Source organism: Nonomuraea ceibae (genome assembly GCF_019396325.1).
In the GTDB taxonomy this organism is placed as follows: Bacteria; Actinomycetota; Actinomycetes; order Streptosporangiales; family Streptosporangiaceae; genus Nonomuraea; species Nonomuraea ceibae.
Genome location: NZ_JAHKRO010000213.1, coordinates 1 through 7,104 on the forward strand (window position 1 = coordinate 1; position 7,104 = coordinate 7,104).

Below are 7,104 nucleotides of genomic sequence, written 5' to 3' on the forward strand. Positions count from 1 at the left end.
ACCCCCCACCCCGAGCCGGCCACCCCCACCGGGACGCTCGCCACGCCGTCCGGGGAGGGGACGCCGGCCGGGGTGGGGCTCGGGTTGCTGTCGGCCGCCGGGTATGCCGGGGTGACGTTGTACTCGCGGCGGCACCGGGACGACTCCCAGGGGATGGCCGTGGGCGGGTTCGTCGTGGGGGCGGTGTGCCTGGCGCCGTTCGCGCTGGCCGGCGGGGTGGTCCCGGTGGGCGGGTGGCAGAGCGTGGCGCTGCTCGCCTATCTGGGGGCGGTGCCGACGGCGCTGGCGTACCTGCTGTTCTTCCGCGCGTTGACGGCGCTGCGGGCGACGACGGTGTCGATCGTGTCGCTGGGGGAAGCGGCGGGGGCGGCCGTGCTGGGCGTGCTGGTGTTCGGGGAGCGGCTGTCGCCGTCGGCCTGGGCGGGGTGCGTACTGCTGCTGGTGGCGGCGGTGGCGCGGGCACGGGAGGAGTGAGCGTGAGGCAGGGTCGCCGTATGGGTTAGGGTCCGTACGGCGACGCCTGTCGTGTCGTCGCTCCGCTCCCAGGCCGCCGGTACGGGCCGGTACGGGGGAACGGTGGCGGCGGAGCGTGCGTTGGAGGAACTGTGGCCTCGATTACAGGATTTGTCAGGAACCTGCTGGACCGTCCGGGAGGCACCCCCCTGACGCCGTACCAGAAGGTCGTGAAGGCGGCTCACGCCCGCGCCGACCGGATCGGCAAACTGGATGAGCTGCCCAGGCCCGACATGAGCGACCTGGCCGAGTTCTGTGCCGTCGCCCGTGAGGCCGCCGACCGCACACTCGGGCTCAGGCCGTACGACGTGCAGTTGCTCGGGACGCTCGCGCTCCTCGACGGGAAGGTGGCCGAGATGGCCACCGGTGAGGGCAAGACGCTGTCCGGGGCGATGGCGGCGGCGGGCTACGCGCTGCAGGGCAGGCGTGTGCACGTGATGTCGGTCAACGACTACCTGGCCCGCCGCGACGCCGAGTGGATGGCCCCCTTCTACGCGGCCCTGGGCGTCACCGTCGGCTGGATCGACCAGAACTCCACCCCGGAGGAGCGGCGCGACGCCTACGCGAAGGACGTCACGTACGGGCCGGTGAGCGAGATCGGCTTCGACGTGCTGCGTGACCGGATGCGCACGTCGGCCGACGAGATCATCGTGCCGGAGCCGGAGGTGGCGCTGATCGACGAGGCCGACTCGGTGCTCGTCGACGAGGCGCGGGTGCCGCTGGTGATGGCGGGGGCGGCCGACGCGGGCAACGCGGTGCCGGAGCTGGCGGCCCTGGTCAGGCAGCTCATCCGGGGCTACCACTACGAGATCGACGAGCAGGCGCGCAACGTCTACCTGACGCCGAAGGGCGCCGAGACGGTGGAGAACCTGCTGGGCGTCGAGCTCTACGACGAGCACGAGCCGGGCACGCTGATCGAGGTCAACCTGGCCCTGCACGCCCACGCGCTGCTGACCCGCGACGTCGACTACATCGTGCGTGACGGCAAGGTGCAGCTCATCAACCCCTCGCGCGGCCGGGTGGCGGTGCTGCAGCGCTGGCCCGCCGGCCTGCAGGCGGCGGTGGAGGCCAAGGAGGCGCTGCCGCCGAGCGAGAAGGGCGAGATCCTCGACTCGATCACCGTGCAGGGCCTGATCAGGCGCTACCCGAGGGTGTGCGGCATGACGGGCACCGCGGTGGCGGTGAGCGAGCAGCTCGGCGAGTTCTACGGGCTGAAGGTCGCGGTGATCCCGTCCAACCGGCCGTGCGTCAGGAAGGACGAGCCCGACCGCATCTACCCGACGGTGCCCGACAAGGACGCGGCGCTGGTCGAGGAGATCCAGGCGGTGCACGAGACCGGCAGGCCGATCCTCATCGGCACGCTCGACGTGGCCGAGTCGGAGAACCTGGCCATGCTGCTCCAGCGCCGCAACCTGGAGCCGGTGGTGCTCAACGCCAAGAACGACGCCGAGGAGGCCGCGATCATCGCCAGGGCGGGCGAGCGCGGCGCGATCACCGTCTCGACGCAGATGGCGGGCCGGGGCACCGACATCCGGCTCGGCGACGGCGTTGCGGAGCTCGGCGGCCTGTACGTGATCGGCTCCGGCCGCCACTCCAGCAGCCGCCTGGACGACCAGTTGCGCGGCCGGGCGGGCCGCCAGGGCGACCCGGGCGGCTCGGTGTTCTTCGTCAGCATGGGCGACGACCTGATCACGCAGTACACGCCGGACGAGCGGCCGCCGGCGGCCGACGCCGACGGCATCGTCAGGCACCGGCGCGGCGCCTACCTGGTGGGTCACGCGCAGCGGGTGGCGGAGGGCGTCAACCTGCAGATCCACCGCAACACCTGGCGCTACACCCGGCTGCTGGAGCAGCAGCGCGAGCTCATCCTGGAGTGGCGCGACAAGGTGCTGCACGGCGACGCGGCGGCCAAGGCGCTCAAGGAGGCCGACCCGGAGCGCTGGGAGTCGATGCCCGAGGACACCCGGGAGGAGACGGCCAGGCAGATCGTGCTGCACGCGATCGACCGCTGCTGGACCGAGCACCTGGCGTTCCTCACCGACCTGCGCGAGGGCATCCACCTGCGGGCGCTGGGCCGGATGAGCCCCGTCGACGAGTATCAGCGGGAGGCGGTGGCGGAGTACAAGCGGCTGCTGGCCGAGGTGGAGCGCCGGTCGCTGGAGTCGTTCGAGGCGCCCGAGCCCGATCTCAAGCGCCCGCAGGCGACCTGGACCTATCTGGTGCAGGACAACCCGTTCGGCACCGAGTGGGACCGGATTCTCAAGCGGGTCAAAGGCGGTTCGCGTACCTGACAGAGGATGGCAGGTACGGCTGACAGGCTGACGGTCATGACGACGAAGGCGAATCTCATCGCGGTCACCATCGACTGCGACGACCCCAGGAAGACGGCCGAGTTCTACCACCAGGTGACCGGCCTGCCCATCACGTACGCGGAGGACGAGTACGCGGCCGTGAGCGACGGCACCACGTCGCTCTACTTCGGCCGGGTGCCCGATCGCAAGCCCGTGGAGTGGCCGAGCGCCGACAAGCAGTTCCATCTCGACTTCCGCGTCCCGGACGTGGAGAAGGCGGTCGAGGAGTACGTTGCGATCGGCGCGACCAAGCCCGAGTTCCAGCCGGGCGTGACGGACGAGGGGGTGGGCTGGATCGTGCTGCGGGATCCTGACGGCCACCTGTTCTGCGTCTGCCCGGAGAAGTGATGTAGGCCAAGATTGGCCTAAAGGATGATTCGAGCGCATTGCTGCGCATCTAAGCTGAGGCAATGCTCTTGCACGGATCTCTGCCCCTGCGTGGGCGCCCATGACCTGGGTCGGCCTCCTCATCGCACTCGCCGGGGCGCTGGGCTACGCGGTCGGCGCGGCGCTGCAACAGTTCGAGGCAGTGGCGGAGGGCGCCTCGCTCAGGCTGACCCGGCGGCCCCGCTGGTGGATCGGCGGCATCATCAGCCTGACCGGCGCGTGCCTGCACGCGGTGGCGCTGAGCTTCGCTCCGCTGGTGGCGGTGCAGCCGATCAGCGTGGCCACACTGGTGTTCGCGGTGCCGCTGGCCGCGTACATGTACGGCCGCAAACCGTACAAGGCAGAGATCTTCGGCTCGATCGCGGTGGCCGTGGGCCTGATCTGGCTGATGATGCTGGTGCCGTCGCACCACGTCACGCCCCGGCTGGGTGACGGGGCGGCGCTCGGGTTCATCGGCGTGATCGCGCTGCTCGTGCTGGTCACGCAGGTGGCCGCGATCCGCGCCAAGGGGGCGAACAAGGCGCTGCTGCTGGCGGTCAGCGCGGGCGTGGCGACGGCGAGCGTGTCCACGTTCGTCCGGGTGGTCGGCGGCGGCATGGAGGGCGACCTGGGGCGGCTGGTCCACTGGTTCACGCTGGCCATCCCGGTGCTGCTGATCTGCGCCACGGTGCTGCTGCAGCGCTCGTACGCGGTCGGCTACTTCGGCATCGCCTACGCGGGCGTGCAGGTCGTCGACCCGATCACCTCGGTGCTGGCCGGCGCGCTGCTGCTCGGCGAGCCGCTGCCGACCAGCCCCGCCACCGCCGTGCCCGCGGTGCTGGCGGCGGCGCTGACCATCGCCGGCACGATCACGCTGGGCCGGCTGACGCCCGATCACTCCCCGTCGAAACAGGCGGCCGCCATCCCAGAATCTCGTCCATTGAGCGCAGCATCAGATCGGGCCTGAACCGGCTCGCCAGCGACATCGCCCGGTCGCGCACCGCCACGGCGACGGGGTTGCGCACCTTGGTGATCCGGCAGATCGCCATCGACTTGCGCACGACGTCGGCCGTGCGCCGCAGCCGCGCCTCGGTGTAGGCGGCCAGGTCGCCGCCCGCGAGGTGGCCGAGCACGACCGCGTCCTCCAGCGCCTGGCAGGCGCCCTGCCCCAGGTTGGGCGTCATCGGATGGGCGGCGTCGCCGAGCAGCGCCACCCGGCCCGCGTGCATGGCGGGCAGCGGCTCGCGCAGGTAGTAGAGGTCGTTGCGCAGGATGTGGTCCGGCCGGGCGCCTTCCAGCAGGGCGGGGATCGGCGCGTGCCACGTCCCGAACCTGCGCACCAGCTCCGCCCGCTCGTCGCCGCCCGCGGCCCCGGCCGGTGACAGGTCGGTGGCGTAGAAGTAGACCAGCTCGTCGTCCAGCGCGTGGATGCCGAACACGGTGCCCCGCCCCCAGCTCTCCGAGCTGCGGATCGGCCCGTCCGGCCGGGGCGCCAGGCCCCGCCACGTGGTCACGCCCGCGTAGACCGGCTCCGGGTGCCGGGGGAAGAGCGCGGCCCGCACCCGCGAGTGGATGCCGTCGGCGGCCACGACCAGGTCGGCGGTCAGCTCGCCCGCGTCGGTGCGCACGGTCCCGGTGGCGGCGTCGACGCCCGTGACCGCCGTGCCGAGCCGCAGCCGCTCCGGCCCCAGCGTCTCGGTCAGCAGCTCGACCAGCCTGGCCCGCAGCAGCACGACGATCGAGTCGCCGTAGAGCTCGCGCGCCCGGTCCTCGGTGGTGTGGGTGAGCCAGGCGCCGTCGTGGCGGCGGATGCCCACCTGGCCTTCCATCCTCGACAGCTCGCGCACCCGGTCGCCCAGGCCGAGCACGTCGAGCGCGCGCAGCCCGTTGGACGCCACGGCCAGGCCGGAGCCGACGGGCTCCAGCTTGGCCGCCTTCTCCAGCACGTCCACGTGCCAGCCCGCGCGGTGCAGCGCGATGCCGGCGGCCAGGCCGCCGATGCCGCCGCCGATCACTACAGCCTTCATTCCCCACTCCTCAACTACGTCTGTAGTTTCACGCTACTACGGCTGTAGTCTCGACTACAACTGTAGTATCCGGTTCGTGAAGCGTTCAGAGGCCGTGGCGGAGGCGGCGATCACCCTGCTGGCCGAGCGGGGCATGCGCGGCCTCACCCACCGCGCCGTCGACGAGGCGGCCGGGCTGCCGCCCGGCTCGACGTCCAACCTGGCCCGCACCCGCGCCGCGCTGCTGGAGCTGACGCTGTCGCGGCTGACCGAGCTGGAGACGGAGGTGTTCGCCGACGGCCTGGCCGGCCGGCCGCCGACCGCCGCCGAGCTGCCCGACCTCCTGGCCCGGGTGCTCCACGTCCAGCTCCGCGACCGCCGCCGCACGCTGGCCCGCTACGAGCTCGCGCTGGAGGCGACCCGGCGGCCCGAGCTGCGCCGCATCTACGACCGGGCCGGCCGCCGCTTCCGCGACCCCGCCGTCGCCCTGCTCGCCGCCGCCGGGTCCGCCGATCCGGTACGGCACGGCCACCGCCTCGTCGCGTTCGGCGAGGGCATCATGTTCGACGCGATCGCCGGAGCTGGGACCGAACCGTCGCTGGACGAGCTCCGCGAGGCCGTGGGCGAGCTGCTGGCCGGCATGCTCGGCGGCGGATCGGGGCCTCGTGGTCAGCAGGCGTCCACGTAAGGGACCTCGGGCAGGTGGCGGGTCCACTCCGCGCGCGACAGCCCGCCGTACCGGGCGCAGACCGTCGCGGCGGCCCGCTCGGGGTCGCCGGGGGCGGGGGAGCGGGCCAGGTCGATCGTGAGCACGGTGCCGCGCCCGGCCAGCACGCGCAGGCGGCGCCCGTCCGCGCTGAGAGCGGCCTGCGCCGGGCGGTCGGTCCCCGGCGACGGCACCCGCCGGTCGGCCAGCAGCCTGCCGTCGGCCAGCCGCCACGCGCTCACCCGGTCGCCGCCCGTCGCGGCCAGGACCCGCCCGTCGGCGCTGAAGACCGGATGCCCGGGCGACGGCTGGAGCCGGAACGGCAGCGTCGGCACCCCGTCGAGCCCGTAGACCTGCACGCCGCCCTCCTCCGCGATCGCCACCCGCGTCCCGTCCGGCGCGAACGCCGTGTACTCCCACGGCATCCGGTCCAGCCACGGCCGCGCGGTCGTCGCCCCCGTCGCCAGGTAGCGCAGGTGCGAGCGGTTGCCGGCGAACACCAGCGCCACCCGGTCCTCGGGCCCCGCCACCGCGTACTCGCCCACCAGCGTGGCCCGCCGTCCGCGCAGGTCCCAGGCCCACCGCTCGCCCGACTGCCGCGCCGCCGCGAACAGCAGCCCGCCGCCCGGGCTAAACCACGCCGCCTGCTCGCCCGGCGCGCCCAGCCCGCGCCCGAACGGCCGCCCCACGCCCAGGCCGGAGCCGGTGTTCCACAGGTACGAGCGGTCCACGCCGACCAGCGCCAGCGTCCGCCCGTCCGGCGCCCAGGCCATCGCCCGCACGTTCCGCTCCGGCCCCGCCGCCGACGCCACCAGCCGCCGCCCGGTCACGTCCCACACCCGCAGCGTCCCGCCCGCCAGCGACGCCAGCCTGCTCCCGTCGCCCGACAGCGCGTGCAGCGACCGGTCCGTGGCGTACGGGTCGGCGAACCCGTCCACCGCCGGGTCCGCCGCCGCCCCCACCAGCGCCCGCCCGGCCTCGGCCACCGGCGCCAGGCGCCACGCGGCCAGCGCCAGCTTGCGCGCCGTCACCGGGTCGGCCCCGCGCGCCGCCTCCGCCCGGGACGCCGCCACCTTGGCCATCGCCTGCTCCAGCCGCCCCTCGGCGGCGCCGCCCTGCCAGGCGAGCACCGCGGCCAGCACGAGCGCCGCGGCCCCGGCCA

General features: G+C 73.7%; 7 protein-coding genes. 5 read left to right on the forward strand and 2 right to left on the reverse strand.

Going from position 1 to position 7,104, the window contains the following annotated elements:
• The 4 genes from KME80_RS49025 to KME80_RS49040 form a co-directional block, all read left to right on the forward strand.
• Positions 1 to 474 (forward strand): DMT family transporter (locus KME80_RS49025; protein ID WP_219519663.1); only part of this gene is annotated, 474 nt, incomplete at its 5' end.
• A 131-nt stretch (positions 475 to 605) separates the two neighbouring features.
• Complete coding sequence (secA2, locus tag KME80_RS49030; RefSeq protein ID WP_372455463.1) at positions 606 to 2,804, forward strand: accessory Sec system translocase SecA2; 2,199 nt, start codon at positions 606 to 608, stop codon at positions 2,802 to 2,804.
• A gap of 36 nt (positions 2,805 to 2,840) precedes the next feature.
• Positions 2,841 to 3,212 (forward strand): VOC family protein, encoded by a 372-nt coding sequence (locus KME80_RS49035; RefSeq protein ID WP_219519674.1) that lies wholly within the window; start codon positions 2,841 to 2,843, stop codon positions 3,210 to 3,212.
• Between the two features lie 100 nt (positions 3,213 to 3,312).
• Positions 3,313 to 4,197 (forward strand): DMT family transporter, encoded by an 885-nt coding sequence (locus KME80_RS49040; protein ID WP_219519677.1) that lies wholly within the window; start codon positions 3,313 to 3,315, stop codon positions 4,195 to 4,197.
• On the opposite strand, the gene KME80_RS49045 is transcribed toward KME80_RS49040, so the two are convergent.
• On the reverse strand, positions 4,100 to 5,257 hold the full coding sequence (locus tag KME80_RS49045; RefSeq protein ID WP_219519686.1) for an FAD-dependent monooxygenase: 1,158 nt from the start codon (positions 5,255 to 5,257) through the stop codon (positions 4,100 to 4,102). The genes KME80_RS49040 and KME80_RS49045 overlap by 98 nt on opposite strands.
• Before the next feature lie 76 nt (positions 5,258 to 5,333).
• Here KME80_RS49045 and KME80_RS49050 point away from each other — a divergent pair, with 76 nt between their 5' ends.
• Entirely contained in the window at positions 5,334 to 5,924 is a 591-nt protein-coding gene (locus KME80_RS49050) for a TetR/AcrR family transcriptional regulator (protein ID WP_219519688.1), read from the forward strand.
• On the opposite strand, the gene KME80_RS49055 is transcribed toward KME80_RS49050, so the two are convergent.
• Positions 5,906 to 7,104, reverse strand: a 1,199-nt coding sequence (locus KME80_RS49055; RefSeq protein ID WP_372455464.1) for a WD40 repeat domain-containing protein, incomplete at its 5' end; no start/stop codon positions are given. The two genes, KME80_RS49050 and KME80_RS49055, sit on opposite strands and share 19 nt — an antisense overlap.

Bases quoted from the DNA above. Each gene is read 5' to 3' on its own strand.
- KME80_RS49040 (WP_219519677.1), top strand. From the start codon at position 3,313: ATGACCTGGGTCGGCCTCCTCATCGCACTCGCCGGGGCGCTGGGCTAC.
- KME80_RS49035 (WP_219519674.1), top strand. From the start codon at position 2,841: ATGACGACGAAGGCGAATCTCATCGCGGTCACCATCGACTGCGACGAC.
- KME80_RS49045 (WP_219519686.1), bottom strand. From the start codon at position 5,257: ATGAAGGCTGTAGTGATCGGCGGCGGCATCGGCGGCCTGGCCGCCGGC.